This is a genomic window from Achromobacter sp. Root170, from assembly GCF_001428165.1.
In the GTDB taxonomy this organism is placed as follows: Bacteria; Pseudomonadota; Gammaproteobacteria; order Burkholderiales; family Burkholderiaceae_B; genus Achromobacter; species Achromobacter mucicolens.
In genome coordinates this window covers 874761-895504 of the sequence record NZ_LMHN01000012.1, presented here as the reverse complement: position 1 = coordinate 895504, position 20744 = coordinate 874761, and the positions used below count along the sequence as shown (strand labels likewise).

Below are 20744 nucleotides of genomic sequence, written 5' to 3'. Positions count from 1 at the left end.
TGCGGCTATTTTAGATCGGACACGGCGTCTTCCCTCGGCTGGGGCTCGGCGGCGCGGGACACTTCCATCAGCCAGGCCCGGAAGGCCTGCAACGTGGGCAGATTGGCCTTTTGCTCGGGATAGCACAGGTAGTAGCCCATGCGCGCCCGGATCGGCAGCTGGATGGCGATAGCCAGCTTGCCGTCGCGCAGTTCGTCCTCGATCAGGCAGCGCGGGATCAGCGCCACGCCAAAGCCCGCGGCTGCTGCCTGCGACAACAACGCGTACTGGTCGAAACGCGCGCCTTCCAGGCTGCGGCGCGTGTCGCAGCCGGCCTGCTCGAACCAGTCGCGCCAGCCCTCCAGGGCCGACGTATGGTGCAGCAGCGGATAGGCCAGGAGCGCTTCGGGCGACGTGCACCCGCCCGGGATCAGGCGGGGACTGCAGACGGGAAGAATCTCGCGGCCGACGATGTAATCGGCCCCGCTGCCGGGCCACAGGCCCTCGCCGAAGCGCACGGCGGCGTCCAGCTCCGGCGTGGAGAAGTCGTAGCCCTGGCGGTGCGGCAGGAATTCCACATGGATGTCGGGACGCAAGCGCATGAAGGCGGTCAGGCGCGGAATCAGCCAGCGCGCGCCGAACGTGGGCATGCAGGTCAGGTTCAGTGTGCCGCCCCGCCCCTGATGCGCGATCAGTTCGACGGTGGCCGCTTCGATCTGGCCGAGACCGGCCTGGATCTTGGCCAGGTAACTGCGGCCCGCTTCGGTCAATACCAGGCCTTGCCTGATTCGCAGGAATAGTTCGACGCCAACGAACTCCTCCAGATGTTTCACCTGTTTACTCACCGCGCCCTGCGTCACGCACAATTCCTGCGCGGCGCGCGTGAAACTGCTGTGTCTGGCGGCGACTTCAAAGGCCTGAAGATCGGTTAAAGAGGGACAGAAACGCCTCATTTGCAGCCCCCACCCGTCGTGGGGCTCCCTTGCCCTCGAGGGCGTGACGTCGGCACAGGATGCACGGCGAATGTTACAAAAAAGTAACCGTGGCGAAGCTCTGCCGAGAAAGAGGTATGAAAAAAAGTCATAGCTTACGGAGAATCTTTCGTTTGCGCAAACCCGCGCGCCGGGAAAGAATCGTCGGGTTTGCGACTGCTTTCATGCAGCTGCTTTCCATTCATTAGTAGGGGAATTCATGCAACGCCGTAATGTAGTTCTGGGCCTGTGTGTCGCCGCCGCGACCCTGGCCACGCCGCTGACCTCGGGTATCGCGCACGCTGAAGACGCGTATCCCAGCAAGCCCATCCGCCTGATCGTTCCGTTCCCGCCCGGCGGCACCACCGACATCGTCGGCCGCCTGTTCGCCGACAAGCTCGGCAAGGAACTGGGCCAGACCGTCGTCGTGGAAAACCGCGGCGGCGCCGGCGGCTCGATCGGCAGCGCATTCGTCGCCAGCAGCGCGCCGGACGGCTATGTCCTGGGCATTGCCACCGTCAGCACGCACGGCATCAACCCGGCCATCTACCCGAACCTGCCGTTCGATGGCGAGAAGGACTTCACGCCCGTCTCGAACCTGGCCGCCGTGCCGAACATCATGACCATCAACCCGAAGGTCCAGGCCAAGAACATCGCCGAGTTCATCACGCTGGCCAAGAGCCAGCCGGGCAAGCTGACGTACGCGTCGGCCGGCAACGGCTCGGTCTCGCACATGATGGGCGAACTGTTCAAGATGGCGTCGGGCACCGACCTGATGCACGTGCCTTACCGTGGCGTTGGCCCCGCGCTGAACGACGCGCTGGCCGGCCAGGTCGACGTCATGTACGACAACCTGCCCTCCACCCTGCCGCACGTGCAGTCCGGCCGCCTGATCGCCATGGCTGTCGCCGCCCCGCAGCGCGTTGCCGCGCTGCCTGACGTGCCCACGTTCGCCGAAGCCGGCCTGCCCGCCGTGAACGACGCGTCGTGGTTCGGCCTGGTCGCCCCGGCCAAGCTGCCCGCCCCCGTGCTGGCCAAGCTGAACGCCGCTGTCCAGAAGGTCAGCGCCGAAGAGGACGTCAAGAGCCGCCTCGCTGCCCTGGGCGCTTCGCCCGCGGCCAACACCTCGGCCGAATTCGGCGCGCAGATCTCGGCTGAAATCGCCAAGAACAAGCGCATCGCCAAAGAAGCCAACGTGAAGATCGACTAACCGGTCTTCGGTCCTCGCGCGCCGCCGGCACGCGAGGACCTCCGATTCACGAACGCAGTACCCCCCTATGCGAATTACCCAACCCCTGTCCTACCGCCTCGACCTTCCGCAGCAATACCCCGATTCGGATATTTCGGCCCCCCTCGTGCTGGATTCCCCGCACAGCGGCACCGCCTACCCCCCCGATTTCGCTGCCGCGGTGGACTTTGGCGCATTGCGCACCGCCGAGGACACCTGGGTTGACGATCTGTGGGGCGACGCCATCGAGATGGGCGTGCCGATGATTGCCGCGGCCTTCCCGCGCGCCTACATCGACGCCAACCGCGCCCGCGACGAAATCGACGAACTGCTGCTGGACCAGGCCTGGCCTGACGCGCTGAATCCTTCGCCCAAGGTCAAGCTTGGCAAGGGCCTGATCTGGCGCATGCTCGATGACGGCACGCCGCTGTACGACCGCAAGCTGACGGTCGAGGAAGTGCGCCACCGCATCGACGCCTGCTGGGAGCCCTATCACGCCGCGCTTGGCCAGGTGCTGGACAACGCGCATCGCAAGTTCGGCAAGGTCTGGCACATCAACTGCCATTCCATGCCCAGCGTCGCCGGCGAATTCGCCACCGACCGCCCCGGCCTCGTCCACCCCGATTTCGTGCTGGGCGATCGCGACGGCAGCACCAGCGACCCCGCCTTCCGCGAATTCATCGCAGCCTGGCTGCGCGAGCGCGGCTACGACGTCACCGTGAACGATCCCTACAAGGGCGTGGAACTGGTGCGCGCGTTCGGCCGCCCGCAAGAAGGCCGCCATAGCCTGCAGATCGAAATCAACCGCAAGCTCTACATGGACGAAGTGTCGCTTCGTCCCACCGAAAACTATGGCCGCCTGAAGGCCGATCTGCGCGACCTCACCCGCGCGCTGATCAACTGGACGCGCGCGCAGACGGCTTGACGCCGGACGTCTGTTCGCCGGCGCCGGCCAGCGACGTGTTCATACCGGCCGGCGCATTCGGGTTGCAAGACCCCTGCCCCATGGTTCGCCATGGGGTTTTTTTTGCCCGCGCGAGATGCGGACAAACGGGGGAAGCGTCAGAGCGCACATTCCGTGTATAACTACGGCGAACCTTCTGAGGAGAGGCGTCGATGCACATCGGGATACCAAAAGAAACCCGAGACGGGGAAACCCGTGTCGCAGCAACACCGGAGACCGTCAAGAAGTACGTGGGCGGCAAGCACACCGTCGTCGTGGAGCGTGGTGCGGGCGCCGCGGCCCGCTATCCCGACGATGCCTACGTTGCCGCGGGCGCCACGCTAGGTTCCGCTCAGGATGCCCTGGGCGCCGATCTGGTCATGAAGGTTCGCGCGCCCTCCCCCGAAGAATTGCCGCACATGAAACCGGGCACGGTGGTCATCGGCATGCTCGATCCCTTCGACGCCGAAGGCCTGGCGCAACTGGCCGCTGCCGGCCTGACCGGCTTTGCACTGGAAGCCGCGCCGCGCATCACCCGCGCCCAGAGCCTGGACGTGCTGTCCTCGCAGGCCAACCTGGCCGGCTACAAGGCCGTGCTCCTCGCCGCCCATCACTACGGACGGCTGATTCCCATGATGATGACGGCCGCCGGCACGCTGAAGGCCGCGCGCGCGGTCATCCTGGGCACTGGCGTCGCAGGCCTGCAGGCCATCGCCACGGCCAAGCGGCTGGGCGCCGTGGTCGAGGCATCCGACGTGCGCCCCGCCGCCCGCGAACAGGTCGAATCGCTGGGCGCCAAGTTCATCGACGTGCCCTTCGAAACCGACGAAGAACGCGAGATCGCACAGGGCAAGGGCGGCTACGCGCGCCCCATGCCCCCGGCCTGGATGGCCCGCCAGGCGGCGCTGGTGTCCGAACGCTGCAAGCAGGCCGACATCGTGATCACCACGGCGCTGATTCCCGGCCGGCCCGCCCCCATGCTGGTTTCTGCGGAAACGGTGGCGGCCATGAAGCCCGGCTCGGTGCTGGTGGACCTTGCCGTCGAACGCGGCGGCAACTGCCCGCTTTCGGAGAAAGGCCGCATCGTCGAAAAGCACGATGTCACGATCATCGGGCTGACCAACCTGCCCGGCCTGGTCGCCACCGACGCCTCGGCGCTCTATGCGCGCAACATCCTGGATTTCCTGAAGCTCATCATCAATGCGGACGGCGCGCTGGCGATCCAGCGCGACGATGAAATCGTGGCGGCCTGCCTGGTGTGCGAAGGCGGCAATGTGACGCGGAGGACGTAACCATGGAAGCGATCAATCCCACCCTGATGAACCTCATCATCTTCGTGCTGGCCATCTACGTCGGCTACCACGTCGTCTGGAACGTCACCCCCGCCCTGCATACGCCGCTCATGGCGGTCACCAATGCCATTTCCGCCATCATCATCGTCGGCGCGATGCTGGCCGCCGCGCTGACCGAAGGCGGACTGGCGCGCGGCATGGGCGTCTTTGCCGTGGCGCTGGCCGCCGTGAACGTCTTTGGCGGATTTCTCGTGACGCGGCGCATGCTTGAGATGTTCAAGAAAAAGGACCGCAAGCCGGGCAAGGAGGAAGCGAAATGATCTCGCTGAACCTCGTCACGCTGCTTTACCTGATTGCCTCGGTCTGCTTCATCCAGGCGCTCAAGGGTCTGTCCCATCCCACCACCTCCCGCCTGGGCAACGCCTTCGGCATGGCCGGCATGGCGATTGCCGTGGTGACCACCGCGGCGCTCATCGTGGGCCTGGCGCGCAGCGGCACAGCCACGATCGGGCTGGGCTGGGTCGTGCTGGGGCTGCTGGTCGGCGGCTCCATCGGCACGCTGATGGCCAAGCGCGTCGAGATGACCAAGATGCCCGAACTGGTCGCCTTCATGCACAGCATGATCGGCCTGGCGGCGGTGGCGATCGCGGTGGCCGTCGTGGCCGAGCCGCACGCCTTCGGCATCGCGCCGCCCGGCATGGCCATCCCCACCGGTAACCGCTTTGAACTGTTCATCGGCACGTTCGTGGGCGCCATCACGTTCTCAGGCTCCGTCATCGCCTTCGGCAAGCTGTCCGGCAAGTACAAGTTCCGGCTGTTCCAGGGCGCGCCGGTGGTGTTCGCCGGCCAGCACATGCTGAACCTGGCGCTGGCGCTGGCGATGCTGGGCTGCGGCGTCTGGTTCATGCTCACGCAGGAATGGACGCCGTTCATCATCATGACGCTCATCGCCTTCGTGCTGGGCGTGCTGATCATCATCCCGATCGGCGGGGCGGACATGCCCGTGGTGGTGTCGATGCTGAACAGCTATTCCGGCTGGGCGGCGGCGGGCATCGGCTTCTCGCTGAACAACCCCATGCTGATCATCGCCGGATCGCTGGTGGGCTCGTCGGGCGCCATCCTGTCCTACATCATGTGCAAGGCGATGAACCGCTCGTTCTTCAACGTGATCCTGGGCGGCTTCGGCGGCCAGGCGGGCGGCGCCGCGGCCGCTGGCGACACGCCGCAACGCAGCGTCAAGTCGGGCAGCCCGGATGACGCGGCGTTCCTGATGACCAACGCCGAAAGCGTGACCATCGTGCCGGGCTACGGCCTGGCCGTGGCGCGCGCGCAGCACGCGCTCAAGGAGCTTGCCGAAAAGCTCACCGAGCGCGGCGTGACCGTCAAGTACGCGATCCACCCGGTTGCGGGCCGCATGCCCGGCCACATGAACGTGCTGCTGGCCGAGGCCGAAGTGCCGTACGACCAGGTCTTCGAAATGGAAGACATCAACAGCGAGTTCGGCCAGACCGACGTGGTGCTGGTGCTGGGCGCGAACGACGTCGTCAATCCCGCGGCGAAGAACGATCCAAAGTCGCCCATCGCCGGCATGCCCATCCTGGAGGCCTACAAGGCGCGCACGGTCATCGTGAACAAGCGCTCCATGGCCTCGGGCTATGCCGGCCTGGACAACGAGCTCTTCTACATGGACCGCACGATGATGGTCTTTGGAGACGCCAAGAAGGTGCTCGAGGACATGGTCAAGGCCGTCGAATAGGCGGCGCGCCAACCGCCGCGCGGGCCTAGCCCTGCGCGGCGCGGCGCAACTGCTCGTCCACCACCTCGACCCAATGCCGCACCGGCGTGTCGGTGCCGCTTTGCAGATGGCCGATGCAGCCGATGTTGGCCGACAGGATCACATCGGGACTTGCCGCCGCAATGGCGCCCAGCTTGCGGTCTCGCAGCTCAAGCGCGATGTCCGGATTCAATACCGAATACGCGCCGGCCGACCCGCAGCACAGGTGCTTGTCGGCAAACGGCTGCAGTTCAAAACCCAGGTCGGCCAGCAACTGCTCGGACAACGGCCGCAAGCCCTGCCAGTGCTGCAAGGTGCATGGCGGATGAAAGGCCGCCCGCATGCCCGCCGGCAGCCGCGCGCGCAGCAGCCCGACATGCGGCGCAACGATTTCGGCCACGTCCTTGACCAGCGCCACGATGTCCGCGGCCTTTTGCGCATAGGCCGCATCGTGCCGCAGATGGTGCGCGTATTCCTTGACCATGGCGCCGCAGCCCGACGCGTTCATCACGATGGCCTCGACCTTGCCGTCCTGCACCAGCGGCCACCACGCGTCGACGTTGGCGCGCATCTGCGCCACGGCTTCGTCCTGCGCATCCAGATGGAAACTGACCGCGCCGCAGCAGCCGGCGCCCGGCGCAATGCGCGCGCCGATGCCGACGGCATCCAGCACGCGGATGGTGGCGGCGTCGATGGTGGGCATCATGGCCGGCTGCACGCAGCCGGCCAGCATCAGCACCTGCCGTGCGTGCTGCCCCACCTGGGGCAGCGGGCCTGCGTCGCGGCGTTCCGGCACCTTGCGCCGGAGCGCCTGCGGCAGCAGCCCGCGCAGGCTCTGGCCCAGCCGCATGGCGGGCGCGAACATCGGCGACAGCATCGCCTTGCGCAGCAAGGTGCGCCGGGTTCTATCGCCCCATGACCGCTCCACGCGCTCGTCCACGATCTTGCGGCCAATATCGACAAGATGGCCGTATTCGACCCCCGACGGGCAGGTGGTCTCGCAGTTGCGGCAGGTCAGGCAGCGGTCCAGATGCTGCTGCGTGGACTGCGTCGGTTCCTTGCCTTCAAGGACCTGCTTGATGAGATAGATGCGGCCGCGCGGGCTGTCCAGCTCGTCGCCCAGGACCTGGTAGGTCGGACAGGTTGCCGTGCAGAATCCGCAATGCACGCAGCGGCGCAGGATGGCGTCCGCCTCGTTGCCCAGATCGGTGCCGCTCGCCCAGGATGCCAGATTGGTTTGCATGATGTCCTACAGCTCCAGGACCAGGCGGCCGGGGTTGAACAGGCCGGCGGGATCAAGTTCCTGCTTCAGCCGGCGGGTGATCGCGCCAATGCCCGGCGCAAGCGGGTGAAACACGCCATCGGCCGGCGGCGCGGTGTCCGCAGGCCGGAACAGCGTGGCATGGCCGCCATGCTGGGCTACCACGTCGCGCAGTTGGGCCGCATCGTGCGGGCCGCTCAGCCATCGCTGCCCGCCGCCCCACTCGATCAGCGTCGGCCCCAGTTCGAGGTCGGCCGTGGTGGGCGGCAAGGCAAGACGCCACAAGGGCTGCCCGGGCGAAAAGAATGCGTGGGTCTGCTCACGCAGCGACTGCCACCACGCCGCCGCGGCCTCGGGCGCCATCAGGTCGCCGCCGATCAGCCCTCGGGCGCTGGCGAGCGCGGGCGGCGCGCCCGACAGGCGCACCATCGTCATGCCGTCGGCCCCACCGCTTTCGCTTGTCCAGCTCGATGCGGAGATCGGCAACGGCTTGCCGCGCCAGAAGGCAAAGTTCGCCAGCGCCTGCGCCTGCGTGGCGGGCAGCGTCAGCGTCATCTCTTCCATCGGCTTGGGCACAACCTTGAGCGACACCTCCAGGATGGCGCCAAAGATGCCATGCGAGCCGGCCAGGAGGCGCGACACGTCATAACCCGCCACGTTCTTCATGACCTCGCCGCCGAAGGACAGGATGCGCCCTTCCGAATCCAGCAGTTGCGCCCCCAACACAAAATCCTTCAAGGCGCCGGCGCTCATGCGGCGCGGCCCGGACAGGCCGGCGGCCACGCAGCCGCCCACGGTCGCGGTGGGCGCGAAGTGCGGCGGCTCGAAGGCCAGCATCTGGCCGTGCTCGGCAAGCGCGGCTTCCAGTTCGGCCAGCGGCGTGCCGGCGCGCACGGTCACCACGAGTTCGGACGGGTGATAGCTGACGATGCCGCGGTAAGGCGCCATGTCCAGCAGGCAATGGCCATCCTGCGGCCTGACCGGACGATAGTTGCCGTAGAACCGCTTGCTGCCGCCGCCCATCACGAACAGGGGTTTGTGACCGGCACGCGCCGTCATGACCTGGTCGCACAATTCCGACAGGACAAAATCCATAAGGGATACGTCCTAGAAACGGGCGAGATCGGGGAAGCGCAATTCTCCCGCATGGACGTGCATCTTGCCGTATTCGGCGCAGCGAGCCAGCGTGGGGATGACCTTTTCAGGATTGAGCAGGCACGGCGGATCGAAGGCCCGCTTGACTGCCATAAACGCGTCGAGTTCTTCGCGAGAGAATTGCACGCACATTTGATTTATTTTCTCCATTCCCACACCGTGCTCTCCAGTCACGGTTCCTCCCACCTGCACGCACAGCTCAAGAATGGCCGCACCGAATTTTTCGGCGCGTTCCACCTCGTCCGGCTTATTCGAATCGAACAGGATCAGCGGATGCAGATTGCCGTCCCCGGCATGAAAGACGTTGGCGCATCGCAGGCCGAATTCGTCTTCCATCTGTTCGATGGCGCCCAGCACGCGCGCCAGATGACGACGCGGAATCGTGCCGTCCATGCAGTAGTAATCGGGCGACACGCGCCCGGCGGCGGGAAACGCGTTCTTGCGTCCCGCCCAGAATTTCAACCGTTCGGCCTCGGACGCCGACACCTGGCAGCGCGTGGCGCCGGCCTGCCGGAACACCGCCTCCATCCGCGCGATCTCGTGCGCCACCTCTTCGGGCGTGCCGTCCGATTCGCATAGCAGGATGGCCTGCGCGTCCATGTCGTAGCCCGCGCGGACAAACGGTTCCACCATGTGCGTCGCGCGGCGGTCCATCATTTCCAGGCCAGCGGGAATCATGCCCGCCGCGATCACCTGCGTGACCGCATTGCCCGCGGCCTCGACGCTGGAAAAACTGGCCATGACCACCTGCTGGCACGCCGGCTTGGGGATGAGCTTGACGGTCACCTCGGTGACCACGCCCAGCATGCCCTCGGATCCGATGAACACCGACAACAGGTCCAGCCCCGGCGCATCGGGCGCGTGCGATCCCAGCTCGACTACGTCGCCGTCTATCGTGACCACGCGCACGCGCAGCACGTTGTGCACCGTGAGGCCGTACTTCAGGCAATGCACGCCGCCGGAGTTTTCCGCCACGTTGCCGCCGATGGAGCACGCAATCTGGCTGGACGGATCCGGCGCGTAGTACAGCCCGTAGGGCGACACCGCTTCGGAGATGGCAAGGTTGCGCACGCCGGGTTCGACGATGGCGGTCGCGCTGGCCAGGTCGATATGCTTGATGCGGTTGAACTTGGACAACCCGAGCAGCACGCCCCGGCTGTGCGGCATGGCGCCGCCCGACAAACCGGTTCCGGCGCCCCGCGCCACGATCGGCGCATTCAGACGCTTGCACACGCGCATGATGGCCTGCACCTGCGCTTCGGTTTCGGGCAGGGCAACCACCGCGGGTATGGAGCGGTAAAGGGATAGGCCGTCGCACTCGTAAGGACGGGTGTCCTCTTCGCGATACAGCACACAGTGCGCGGGCAGCACGGCCGACAACGCCTCGATGAGCTGTTGCTGCGAATAAGGCGCCTGCACTTGTGCCAGGCCAGTTTCGACCAGTGAATTCATGAGCGCAACAATAGCGCGAGTGCCCCGGTTAATCAGGCCGGGATTTACCCGCACCTGACGTATTTACGGGGCTTTGCGGCCGATTCATACGTAACCGACCGTAAACCGGACAGGCGCCTGTCGCTTAAATGCCGCAGGCGTGGGCCCAAGCGAGGCGGCGCCTGCCGCCCCGCTCGCCGTTTACCAGGAAACGATCTTGCCCGGATTCAGGATGTTGTTCGGGTCGAAGGCGTGCTTGAGGCTGCGCATCAGGTCGAGCGCGTCGTCGCCATGCTCTTCGGCCATGAACTGCATCTTGTGCAGGCCCACGCCGTGTTCGCCCGTGCAAGTGCCGTCGGCAGCGATGGCCCGACGCACGAGGTTGTGGTTGATGGCTTCCGATTCCTGCCACTCCTGCGGGCTATCGGCATCCAGCAGCATCAGCACGTGGAAGTTGCCGTCGCCCACGTGGCCGACGATCGTGTACGGAAAGCTTGCGCGATCCAGTTCCTCGACGGTGTCGCGCACGCAATCGGCCAGGCGCGAGATCGGCACGCAGACGTCGGTGGTGCTGGCGCGGCAGCCGGGACGCAATTGCAGGCCCGCGAAGTACGCGTTGTGGCGCGCGGTCCAGAGACGGCTGCGGTCTTCGGGACGCTCGGCCCATTCGAAGTCCATGCCGCCGTGCTCGGCCGTGATGGCCTGCACGGTTTCGGCCTGCTCTTGCACGCCGGCCGGACTGCCATGGAATTCAAACACCAGCAGCGGCGTCTCGCGCAGGGTCAGCTTGCTGTGCAGGTTGACGGCGCGAACGCTCGCGGCGTCCATGAACTCGACACGCGCGATCGGCACGCCCATCTGGATGATTTCGATCACGCTTTGCACCGCGGCGTCCAGCGTCGGGAAATTGCAGACCGCGGCGGACACGGCTTCGGGTTGCGGATACAGGCGCACCGTGACTTCCGTGATGATGCCCAGCGTGCCTTCGCTGCCCACGAAAATGCGCGTGAGATCGTAGCCTGCCGACGACTTGCGGGCGCGGCCCGCCGTACGGATGATTCGGCCGTCCGCGGTGACGACGGTCAGCGACATGACGTTCTCGCGCATCGTGCCGTAGCGCACGGCGTTGGTGCCCGAGGCGCGGGTAGCAGCCATGCCGCCCAGGCTGGCGTCTGCGCCCGGATCGATCGGGAAGAACAAGCCCGTGCTGCGGATTTCTTCGTTGAGCTGCTTGCGCAGCACGCCGGCCTGCACCGTGGCGGTCAGGTCTTCGGCGTTGATGGCCAGGACCTTGTTCATCTGCGACAGGTCCAGGCTGATGCCGCCCTGGATGGCAAGAATGTGGCCTTCCAGCGAAGACCCGGCGCCGTACGGAATCAGGGGAACGCGATGCTCGTTGCACACCTTGGCGACGAACGCCACGTCTTCGGTGGACTGCGCAAACACCACGGCGTCAGGCAGCATGGCCGGATAAGGCGATTCGTCGCGGCCGTGATGCTCGCGAACGGCGGCCGATTCCGACAGGCGGTCGCCAAAGTGCGCGCGCAGCGCATCCAGGCAGGCGGCCGGCACCGCGCGGCGCAACGATTCGGCGTGCAAGGGAGCGTTCATGATCTCGTGGTTTCCCGGGTTCGATAATCCGAATATTCTACGCCGCCCCGCGTGCTGCGCCGCACACCCCGCCAGGCGCGGGGCGCGCGGCGCGCATCCCCTTCATTTGCCGGAGGTCAGCGCGACGCGGCGGCGTTCACGCACGGCCTGCGCCAGGCGCTCCAGCACGGCCACCGAGGCGTCCCAGTCGATGCAGCCGTCGGTGATGCTTTGGCCATACACCAGGGGCTGGCCCGGCACCATGTCCTGGCGGCCGCCCAAGAGGTGGCTTTCGACCATGACACCGACCAGGCGGGCATCGCCGGCTTCCATCTGGCGCGCGACGTCTTCGACGACGAGCGGCTGATTCTCGGGGTTCTTGCTGCTGTTGGCGTGGCTGGCATCGACCATGATGCGCTGCGCGAGACCAGCCTTGGACACGTCCTGGCAGGCGGCGTCAACGCTGGCGGCGTCGTAGTTCGGGGTCTTGCCGCCACGCAGGATCACGTGGCAGTCCTCGTTGCCGGCGGTGGACACGATGGCCGAATGGCCGCCCTTGGTCACCGACAGGAAATGGTGCGGCTGCGAGGCCGCCTTGATGGCATCGACGGCGATCTTCACGTTGCCGTCCGTGCCGTTCTTGAATCCCACCGGACACGACAGGCCGGACGCCAGCTCGCGATGCACCTGGCTCTCTGTCGTGCGCGCGCCGATCGCCCCCCAGGAGACCAGATCCGCGATGTACTGCGGCGTAATCATGTCCAGGAACTCGCATCCCGCCGGCAGCCCCATGCTGTTGATGTCCAGCAGCAATTGACGGGCCACGCGCACCCCCTTGTTGATGTCGAAGCTGCCATCGAGGTCGGGATCGTTGATAAGCCCCTTCCAGCCCACCGTCGTGCGCGGCTTCTCGAAATAGACGCGCATCACGATTTCCAGGTCCGCGCTCAGGCGGTCGCGCACGGGCTTCAGGCGCTTGGCGTATTCGATGGCGGCACGCGTGTCGTGAATCGAGCACGGACCGATCACGACGATCATGCGGTCGTCCATGCCGTGCAGGATGCGGTGCATGCCTTGCCGCGCGGCGAAGACGGTCTCGGACGCCTCCTTGGTGCAGGCGAACTCGCGCATCACGTGCGAGGGCGGATTCAGTTCCTTGATTTCTCGAATACGAAGGTCATCGGTGTTGTGCGACACGGTACTGCTCCTGGGTTGCCCGCCATGGCGGCATAAAAAAAGCCGCCAGATTCGCTGGCGGCTTTTTTGGGGGGATTCTTTCCAAACTTCAGATTGAGCGCGTCCCTTCCTCCGCCAGCGGCTTCAGAAAACCAAAAAAATAAAAATAAAAGGCGGGGGACGCGAATTTCATGGGGAATGACTCTAGCACAGTTTTTTGAGAGCGTCACGCCAGATTTTTTTGGCGTGACGCCCCCATTTAACGCATCAAGCCGTGCCGCCGACCGTCAGGCCTTCCATGCGGACCGTCGGCATGCCCACCCCGACCGGCACGCTCTGGCCGTCCTTGCCGCAGGTGCCGACGCCGGAATCCAGCTGCAGATCGTTGCCGATCATGGTCACGCGGTTCATGGCGTCGGGGCCGTTGCCGATGAGGGTTGCGCCCTTGACCGGGTAGGTCACCTTGCCGTCCTCGATCATGTAGGCCTCGGACGCCGAGAACACGAACTTGCCGTTGGTGATGTCGACCTGGCCGCCGCCGAAATTGACGGCATACAGGCCCCGCTTGACCGAGGCCACGATTTCGTCGGCAGGCTTGTCGCCGGCCAGCATGTACGTGTTGGTCATGCGCGGCATGGGCAGGTGCGCGAACGACTCGCGGCGGCCGTTGCCGGTTGCGGCGGTTTTCATCAGGCGGGCATTGAGCGTGTCCTGCATGTAGCCGCGCAGGATGCCGTCTTCGATCAGCACATTGCGCTGGGTGGCATTGCCCTCGTCGTCGATGTTGAGCGATCCGCGGCGATCCGGAATGGTGCCGTCGTCGACCACGGTGACGCCCTTGGACGCCACGCGCTCGCCGATGCGTCCGGAAAACACGCTGGACCCCTTGCGGTTGAAGTCGCCTTCCAGGCCGTGACCGACGGCTTCGTGCAGCAGGATGCCCGGCCAGCCCGACCCCAGGACCACCGTCATTTCGCCGGCCGGCGCCGGACGCGCTTCCAGGTTGACCAGCGCCTCATGCACCGCGCGCTCGACATAGCCCTGCAGCATCTCGTCGGTGAAGTAAGCCAGACCCAGGCGGCCGCCGCCGCCGGCGTGGCCCATTTCACGGCGGCCATTGCGTTCGGCAATCACGGTCAGCGACAGGCGCACCAGCGGGCGCACGTCGGCGGCCAGTCGGCCATCGCTGCCCGCAACCAGCACCACGTCATATTCCGCGCCCAGGCCCGCCATGACCTGGATCACATGAGGATCGCGCGCCCGCGCCATGCGTTCGACGCGTTCGAGCAGCGCGACCTTTTCGGGCGCGCTGAGGCTGGCGACGGGATCGATGTCTGCATAGAGGCTGCGGCCAATCTCGGCCTCGACCTGGGCGGCGACCTTGACCTTGCCTGCGCCGCGGCGGGCAATGCCGCGCACGGCATGCGCCGACGACAGCAGCGCCTCGGGCGACAGCGAATCCGAATACGCGAACGCGGTCTTTTCACCGCTGACCGCGCGCACGCCCACGCCTTGGCTGATCGAGAAACTGCCCGTCTTCACGATCCCTTCTTCCAGGCTCCAGCCTTCACTGCGCGTGTACTGGAAGTACAGGTCGGCGTAATCGACCTTGTGGGTGAAGATTTCACCCAGTGCCCGCGCCATGTCCGCTTCGGTCAGACCCCAGGGGTCGAGCAGAAGGGATTTGGCGGTGGCCAGGGAAGCAATGGCGGGATCGATGATTTTCATAGGCTCAGTTCAGGAACGGCACCGTGGCCGTGCATGCGCGTCGTGGCGCTCAAGACCGTATCGTACCGCCGACACGGGCCCGGCGTCCCGGCAAACGCCAAAAGTCGCGGCTTACCGCAGCGGCAATTGCGGGACAAAATGGTCTCGCATTATCTTGCCGCCATAGATGGAGACGGCATACTCGGTATCAAGTTAAGTACCCAATTACCTATCAAGTTAAGCAATTGTGCTCAGACCGAATCGCAAGACTGGCACTTTTCGTGTTGTCGTATGACCTGACGGCTAAATGAAAACTCGGGGACGGAACACCATGGCGCCCGGGTATATCACCGCAGGTGGGATGCAACGCCATAATGTATGGCACCTGCTTTCGCGACGATTTTCCGCCTGAAGAAAATTGCGGGCATTTGACGCGCATTGCACGCGCAATCGTCCAGGATGATCGGGCATGCAAGCCGGCCGATCGCACGCCAGGCGCGGCTTTGCAAGGTTGTCCGACAATTGGCGGCCCGTATCGCCCGCCCGTAAACCAAGCAAGCGCATGTTTCAGTTTGTCCCAAATTTAAGATTTTCCTTCCTAACTGATGGAAATTGCGGCCAGCCGCAAAGCGGAGAGCCGGTGGCGCTTTTGATACAAAGTAATTAGTCCGACAATTGAGATACCACCTCGTAAATTCTGTATTATGCGAGGCACAACAATTAAACATAACTTCGCCGGCGATTAAAGCAGTTCCATAATCAGGAATAAACATGGCCCGAGAAACCTACGCAGCTCTGCAAGCAAAGATCGAAAAGGAAATCAACAAGCTCCAGAAGAAGGCGGAAATCCTTCAGACGAAGCGCCGCAAGCCGGTCATCACCTCCATCATCACGTCGATGCGCGAGTACGACATTACGCCTGACGAGATCATCGCCGCCTACGGCGCAGGCAAGCCCGCGCGCGCCGCCACGAGTGGCCGCCGCAAGGCCAGCGGCCCCGCCCGCGCAGCCGGCGCCGCCAAGCGCGCCGTGGCACCCAAGTACCGCCATCCGCAAACCGGAGAAACCTGGAGCGGCCGCGGCAAGGCGCCGCGCTGGCTCGCCGCTGAAGAAGCCGGCGGCGCCACCCGCGAGAGTTTTCTTATCAAGGAATAAAACCTATTCTTCAGTAAGAAAAAAAGCGGCGCACCATGATGGTGCGCCGCTTTTTTTATTTTAAGCAGGGGCCGCGAGGCGCCTGCTTTCGTCAACGTGCGGGGAATTGAATCTCGCGCTCAGCGCCATTATTGCCTGGGAAATTGTCGAATATGGCACGCACCAGATAGGGCATGGTGCGAATCAAATCGTCACGCTCGCTCAATATGAACGCCGTCGAGCGGTAAACTTCCGCGCCGCCGTTCTGGGTATCACGAATGAAGAGCGAGAGGGAATTGCGCTGGACGACCATGGGCACGTCCACCCAGTCAGGCCCCCAGAATCCCGCGCCCATGCCCCATGGTCCGGGCCCATAGAAGCCGCCGTAGCCGCCGTAGAAATACGGGTCGTACGGACGGCGCACCATCACTTGCGTCTGGCTCGTGCCATAGCGGAACGACACCTCGAACCGACCCTTCACGCCAGGGCGCGCCTCGACCAGTCCCGTGGCCCCGATCCCCGCGCGCACCATATCCTGAAATGACTGATATTCCAGATTATTGATTTGGGATGGGTCGGCTGGAACAAACTGGTAGGTCTGGCCCTCGACACCGGTTGGCCATTGCTGAAACGACGTCACGCGGGCGGAGACGGTGGGCGCGGCGCAGCCCGTCAGCATCATGGCTGCCAGCACCGAAAAAATACCGGCCCATCGGCCCAGACTGCTGATCCAAGACATCCTGGACATTTGAGACTCCTGTTCGCGCGACGGCGCCATCATAACGAGCTTTGACATAAGCGCTTGCCAAAAGTTTTCAGGCTAGCCCGTACGCCCAAGGTACCGCTCAACCGCCAGCCACTACAATAGCCTTCTTGTTCATACAGGACTGCAAATCCCCATGCGCACCGACACGCCCGTTACCGTATACCGCAAGGATTACCAGCCCTACCCCTACGAAATTCCTGAAGTCGCCCTCGCCTTCGATCTCGCGCCCGACGCGACCGAAGTGCGTTGCACGATGCACGTGCAGCGCAGGCAAGACGCCAGCGCTGACGCCGCCCTGATCCTGGATGGAGAAGAGCTGGAACTCGTGTCGGTAGGCGTGAATGGCGAGCCGCTGCCCGCGGCCAGCTACCAGTTGACCGAACACACGCTAACGCTGCGCGGCCTGCCTGCCGATGCGACCGTTGAAATCGTCAGCCGCTGCAAGCCTTCCGCCAATTCCACGCTGATGGGCCTGTATGTGTCAGGCGGAAATTTCTTCACGCAATGCGAGGCCGAGGGCTTCCGGCGCATTACCTGGTTTGCCGATCGTCCCGACGTCATGTCGCGCTACCGCGTGACGCTGCGTGCGCAGCCCGAGTATCCCGTGCTGCTGTCCAACGGCAACCTGATCGCCTCGCGCCAATTGCCCGACGGCCGCAATGAAGTCGAGTGGGAAGATCCGTTCCCCAAGCCCTGCTACTTGTTCGCCCTGGTCGCGGGCAACCTGACGCATCGCGAAACCACGGTCAAGACGGTCAGCGGCCGGGACGTGCTGCTGCAGGTCTACAGCGACCCCGGCTCCGAAACCAAAACCGAATGGGCACTGGATTCCCTGGTGCGTTCCTTGCGCTGGGACGAGAGCCGCTTTGGTCTCGAACTGGATCTGGACCGCTTCATGATCGTGGCCGTCCATGACTTCAATATGGGAGCCATGGAAAACAAAGGCCTGAATATCTTCAATGCGGCCTACGTGCTGGCCGACGCCGAAACTGCCACCGACGCCAACTACGAAGGCATCGAGTCGGTCATCGGGCATGAATACTTCCACAATTGGACCGGCAACCGCGTCACCTGCCGCGACTGGTTCCAGCTGAGCCTGAAGGAAGGTCTCACGGTCTTTCGCGATCAGGAATTCAGCGCCGACATGATGGCCCGCGACATGGACGCGGCCGCCGCGGCCAGCGCCCGCGCCGTCAAGCGCATCGACGACGTCGTGGCGTTGCGCGCCGCGCAGTTCCCGGAAGACGCCGGCCCCATGGCACATCCGATCCGCCCCGAGAGCTATCAGGAGATCGGCAACTTCTACACGGCCACCGTGTACGAGAAAGGCGCCGAGGTCATCCGCATGCAGCACACGCTGCTGGGCGAGGCCGGTTTCCGCGAAGGCATGGACGAATACTTCCGCCGCCACGACGGCCAGGCCGTCACGTGCGACGACTTCGTCGCCGCCATGGAATCCGTCTACGTCAAGCAGCACCCGGGACGCGACCTGTCCGTGTTCCGCCGCTGGTACCGGCAGGCCGGCACGCCGCGCGTCACGGTCAGGCTCGACCACGACGCGGCCACCCGCCGCTGCACGGTGACGCTTACCCAGGCCTGCCCGCCGGTCGGCGTCGAAAAGAAGGCCGGCCCCGACTACGTGAAGGCGCCCTTCCACATTCCGTTTGCGATCGGCTTGCTGGACCGTGAGGGCAACGCGCTGCCGCTGCGTCAGGACGGCGCGGTCGTGGACACCGCCCTGCTGGAACTGACCACGCAAAGCCAGCAATGGGTATTCGAAGATATCGCCGACCGCCCCGTGCCATCGCTGCTGCGCGACTTCTCGGCGCCGGTCATCGTGGACTACGACTGGTCCAACGAGGAATTGGCGCTGCTGTCCGCGCACGATGGCAATCCGTTCGCACGCTGGGAAGCAGGCCAGGAACTGGCCACCCGCCAGATTCTTGCATTGGCCGACGCCAGCCAGGCGGGCCGCCCGCTGCAGGCCGACGCCGCCTTCCTTGAAGCCTGGCGCGCGTTGCTGACCGATCCCGCCCTGGACGCCGCGTACCGTGCGCGCGCATTGGCGCTGCCTTCGGAAAAGACGCTGGCCGAGCGCATGCAGCGGGTCGATCCGCCTGCCCTGGCCGTGGCGCGCGATTTCCTTCGCGCCGAACTCGGCCGTCAGCTCCATGCCGAATTCCGCCGCGCCTTCGACCAGAACCAGACGCCGGGCGAATATAGCCCCGCGCCAATTCCCGCCGGCATGCGCGCATTGAAGAACCTGGCGCTCAGCCACCTGATGGCCGCTGGCGAACCCGAAGCCCAGCGCCTTGCCGAAGCGCAGTACGCCACCGCCGGCAACATGACCGACAGCATGGCCGCGCTGGCCGCCTTGATCAACTTCGGGCAAGGCGACTACCCGAAAGAGGCGCTGGCCGCTTTCTACACCAAATGGAGCGCCAATCCGCTGGTGGTGGACAAGTGGTTCGCGCTGCAGGCCACCGCCCGCTCGACCACGGTGCAGACCGCCCGTGAGCTGATGAAGCATCCGGCATTCACGCTGCGCAACCCGAACCGCGCGCGCGCGCTGATCTTCCAGTTCTGCCTCAACAATGCCCGCGGCATGCACCAGCCGGACGGCTCGGGCTACACGTTCTGGGCGGAGCAGGTGCTGGCATTGGACGCGCTCAATCCGGAGATCGCCGCGCGGCTGGCGCGTGCGCTCGACAACTGGTCTCGCTTCGTCCCGGCGCTGCGCGCCCCCATGCAGGCCGCGCTTGAAAAGGTGCGCCAGCACGACGGCCTGTCGCGCAACGTCCAGGAAATCGTATCCAAGGCTTTAGAATTCGCTGCATAGGGAGATCCTTTTGAAACGTAAAACACTCACTCAATACCTGGTGGAGCAGCAACGCTCCGCCCAAGCCCTGGCGCCGGAAGTGCGCCTGCTCATCGAAGTCGTGGCGCGCGCCTGCAAGGCCATCAGCCACGCGGTCAGCAAGGGCGCGCTGGGCGGCGTTCTGGGCAGCCTGGAAAGCGAGAATGTCCAGGGCGAAGTCCAGAAGAAGCTCGACGTGCTGTCCAACGAGATCCTGCTGGAAGCCAATGAATGGGGCGGCCATCTGGCGGCCATGGCGTCGGAAGAGATGGAAACCATCCATCTGATCCCGAACCGCTACCCCAAGGGCGAATACCTGCTGCTGTTCGATCCGCTCGATGGCTCGTCGAACATCGACGTGAACGTCTCCATCGGCACCATCTTCTCGGTGCTGCACGCGCCGCACGACGTGTCGGGCGCGCCCGTCTGCGAAGCCGACTTCCTGCAACCGGGCAACAAGCAGGTGGTGGCCGGTTACGCGGTGTACGGCCCGCAGACGATGCTCGTGCTGACCATCGGCAACGGCGTCGTGGGTTTCACGCTGGATCGCGAAATGGGCTCGTGGGTGCTCACGCACGAGAACATCCGCGTGCCGGAAGACACCAAGGAATTCGCCATCAACATGTCGAACAAGCGCCACTGGGCTGCCCCGGTCAAGCGCTACATCGACGACTGCCTGGCCGGCTCGACCGGCCCGCTCGGCAAGGACTTCAACATGCGCTGGATCGCCTCGATGGTGGCCGACGTGCATCGCATCCTGACCCGCGGCGGCATCTTCATGTACCCGTGGGATGCGCGCGAGCCGGGCAAGGCCGGCAAGCTGCGCCTGATGTACGAAGCCAATCCCATGAGCTTCCTGATCGAACAGGCCGGTGGCGCGGCCATCAACGGCGTCGAGCGCATCATGGACATCCAGCCCGACACGCTGCACCAGCGCGTCAGCGTCATCCTGGGCTCGAAGAACGAAGTCGAACGCGTGGGCCGCTATCACGCCGAAGACGCGGGCAAGTAAGACACCCGCCGCGCTTTCGGCGCGCCAATGCAAAAGCCCCCGGCCGTCATGGCCGGGGGCTTTTTTTCAAGGGTACAGGCAAGCAGGGGTTGCGTTACTTGACCTCTTCGATGGACTTCACGTCGTCCTTGTTGATCTGCATTTTCTTGCCGTTCTGTTCGTACTCATACATGCCCGACTTCTTGTCGTAATCGGGCTCGTCGGGCGCTACGGTCGAAGATCCGTCGCGTTGGTGAATAACCGAGGGCGACGAGCATCCGGCCAGCACACCAACGCCGGTCATCACCAGGGCCAACGTCATGGTCTTCAGCTTCATGGTTGTGTTCTCCGAGTGTTGAATAGGTGATTTCACTCTATCCGAATCGCTCCCCGAAATCGTGTCGGGTTGTCGGCAAAATGCATAAGAACGTAATCGTCCCCGACCCCAATAATGAAAAACCCCTCGCAGGACTTGCCTGGGAGGGGTTG

General features: G+C 64.7%; 17 protein-coding genes. 8 read left to right on the top strand and 9 right to left on the bottom strand.

Annotation, left to right across the window (positions count from 1 at the left end; all coding sequences use genetic code 11):
* Positions 1 to 5: 5 nt before the first annotated feature.
* Positions 6 to 932, bottom strand: coding sequence for a LysR substrate-binding domain-containing protein (locus ASD87_RS14305; RefSeq protein ID WP_056322630.1), 927 nt, complete (start codon positions 930 to 932; stop codon positions 6 to 8).
* A gap of 238 nt (positions 933 to 1170) precedes the next feature.
* On the opposite strand from ASD87_RS14305, the gene ASD87_RS14300 reads away from it, so the two are divergent.
* The 5 genes from ASD87_RS14300 (at position 1171) to ASD87_RS14280 (ending at position 6169) form a co-directional block, all read left to right on the top strand.
* Entirely contained in the window at positions 1171 to 2160 is a 990-nt protein-coding gene (locus ASD87_RS14300) for a tripartite tricarboxylate transporter substrate binding protein (RefSeq protein WP_056322627.1), read from the top strand.
* Between the two features lie 67 nt (positions 2161 to 2227).
* Positions 2228 to 3103 (top strand): N-formylglutamate amidohydrolase, encoded by an 876-nt coding sequence (locus ASD87_RS14295; protein WP_056322624.1) that lies wholly within the window; start codon positions 2228 to 2230, stop codon positions 3101 to 3103.
* Between the two features lie 191 nt (positions 3104 to 3294).
* Positions 3295 to 4413 carry a Re/Si-specific NAD(P)(+) transhydrogenase subunit alpha gene (locus tag ASD87_RS14290; RefSeq protein WP_056322621.1) on the top strand — a complete coding sequence of 373 codons (1119 nt, stop codon included), beginning with the start codon at positions 3295 to 3297 and terminating at the stop codon, positions 4411 to 4413.
* A gap of 2 nt (positions 4414 to 4415) precedes the next feature.
* Positions 4416 to 4733: an NAD(P) transhydrogenase subunit alpha gene (locus ASD87_RS14285; protein WP_006224972.1), complete on the top strand. Its 318-nt coding sequence runs from the start codon at positions 4416 to 4418 to the stop codon at positions 4731 to 4733.
* On the top strand, positions 4730 to 6169 hold the full coding sequence (locus ASD87_RS14280) for an NAD(P)(+) transhydrogenase (Re/Si-specific) subunit beta (protein ID WP_056322618.1): 1440 nt from the start codon (positions 4730 to 4732) through the stop codon (positions 6167 to 6169). Before ASD87_RS14285 ends, ASD87_RS14280 begins: the two co-directional genes overlap by 4 nt.
* A 25-nt stretch (positions 6170 to 6194) precedes the next feature.
* Here the strand turns inward: ASD87_RS14280 and glcF are convergent, their stop codons facing one another.
* The 6 genes from glcF to tldD all read right to left on the bottom strand — a co-directional run bounded on the left by glcF (position 6195) and on the right by tldD (position 14528).
* Positions 6195 to 7430 (bottom strand): glycolate oxidase subunit GlcF, encoded by a 1236-nt coding sequence (gene glcF / locus ASD87_RS14275; protein ID WP_056322616.1) that lies wholly within the window; start codon positions 7428 to 7430, stop codon positions 6195 to 6197.
* 6 nt (positions 7431 to 7436) lie between these two features.
* Positions 7437 to 8543, bottom strand: a complete 1107-nt coding sequence (gene glcE, locus ASD87_RS14270) for a glycolate oxidase subunit GlcE (RefSeq protein WP_056322611.1) — start codon at positions 8541 to 8543, stop codon at positions 7437 to 7439.
* A gap of 12 nt (positions 8544 to 8555) precedes the next feature.
* Positions 8556 to 10055, bottom strand: coding sequence for an FAD-linked oxidase C-terminal domain-containing protein (locus ASD87_RS14265; RefSeq protein WP_056322610.1), 1500 nt, complete (start codon positions 10053 to 10055; stop codon positions 8556 to 8558).
* Positions 10056 to 10235: 180 nt separating this feature from the next.
* The gene (locus ASD87_RS14260; RefSeq protein WP_056322607.1) at positions 10236 to 11645 is read right to left on the bottom strand and encodes an FAD-binding oxidoreductase; all 1410 of its coding nucleotides are present in this window, start codon (positions 11643 to 11645) and stop codon (positions 10236 to 10238) included.
* A gap of 102 nt (positions 11646 to 11747) precedes the next feature.
* Positions 11748 to 12821 carry a 3-deoxy-7-phosphoheptulonate synthase AroG gene (gene aroG, locus ASD87_RS14255; RefSeq protein WP_056322603.1) on the bottom strand — a complete coding sequence of 358 codons (1074 nt, stop codon included), beginning with the start codon at positions 12819 to 12821 and terminating at the stop codon, positions 11748 to 11750.
* Positions 12822 to 13067: 246 nt separating this feature from the next.
* A complete protein-coding gene (tldD, locus tag ASD87_RS14250) occupies positions 13068 to 14528 on the bottom strand; it encodes a metalloprotease TldD (RefSeq protein ID WP_056322600.1) in 1461 nt (486 codons plus the stop codon).
* 750 nt (positions 14529 to 15278) lie between these two features.
* On the opposite strand from tldD, the gene ASD87_RS14245 reads away from it, so the two are divergent.
* Positions 15279 to 15662 carry an H-NS family nucleoid-associated regulatory protein gene (locus ASD87_RS14245; protein WP_056322597.1) on the top strand — a complete coding sequence of 128 codons (384 nt, stop codon included), beginning with the start codon at positions 15279 to 15281 and terminating at the stop codon, positions 15660 to 15662.
* Positions 15663 to 15753: 91 nt separating this feature from the next.
* Here the strand turns inward: ASD87_RS14245 and ASD87_RS14240 are convergent, their stop codons facing one another.
* Complete coding sequence (locus ASD87_RS14240) at positions 15754 to 16389, bottom strand: DUF4136 domain-containing protein (protein WP_056322773.1); 636 nt, start codon at positions 16387 to 16389, stop codon at positions 15754 to 15756.
* 151 nt (positions 16390 to 16540) lie between these two features.
* On the opposite strand from ASD87_RS14240, the gene pepN reads away from it, so the two are divergent.
* Both pepN and ASD87_RS14230 read left to right on the top strand, forming a co-directional pair.
* Entirely contained in the window at positions 16541 to 19246 is a 2706-nt protein-coding gene (pepN, locus tag ASD87_RS14235) for an aminopeptidase N (protein ID WP_056322595.1), read from the top strand.
* A 10-nt stretch (positions 19247 to 19256) separates the two neighbouring features.
* Positions 19257 to 20276, top strand: coding sequence for a class 1 fructose-bisphosphatase (locus ASD87_RS14230; RefSeq protein WP_056322592.1), 1020 nt, complete (start codon positions 19257 to 19259; stop codon positions 20274 to 20276).
* A 94-nt stretch (positions 20277 to 20370) separates the two neighbouring features.
* On the opposite strand, the gene ASD87_RS14225 is transcribed toward ASD87_RS14230, so the two are convergent.
* The gene (locus tag ASD87_RS14225) at positions 20371 to 20592 is read right to left on the bottom strand and encodes a YgdI/YgdR family lipoprotein (RefSeq protein ID WP_056322589.1); all 222 of its coding nucleotides are present in this window, start codon (positions 20590 to 20592) and stop codon (positions 20371 to 20373) included.
* Positions 20593 to 20744: the final 152 nt, after the last annotated feature.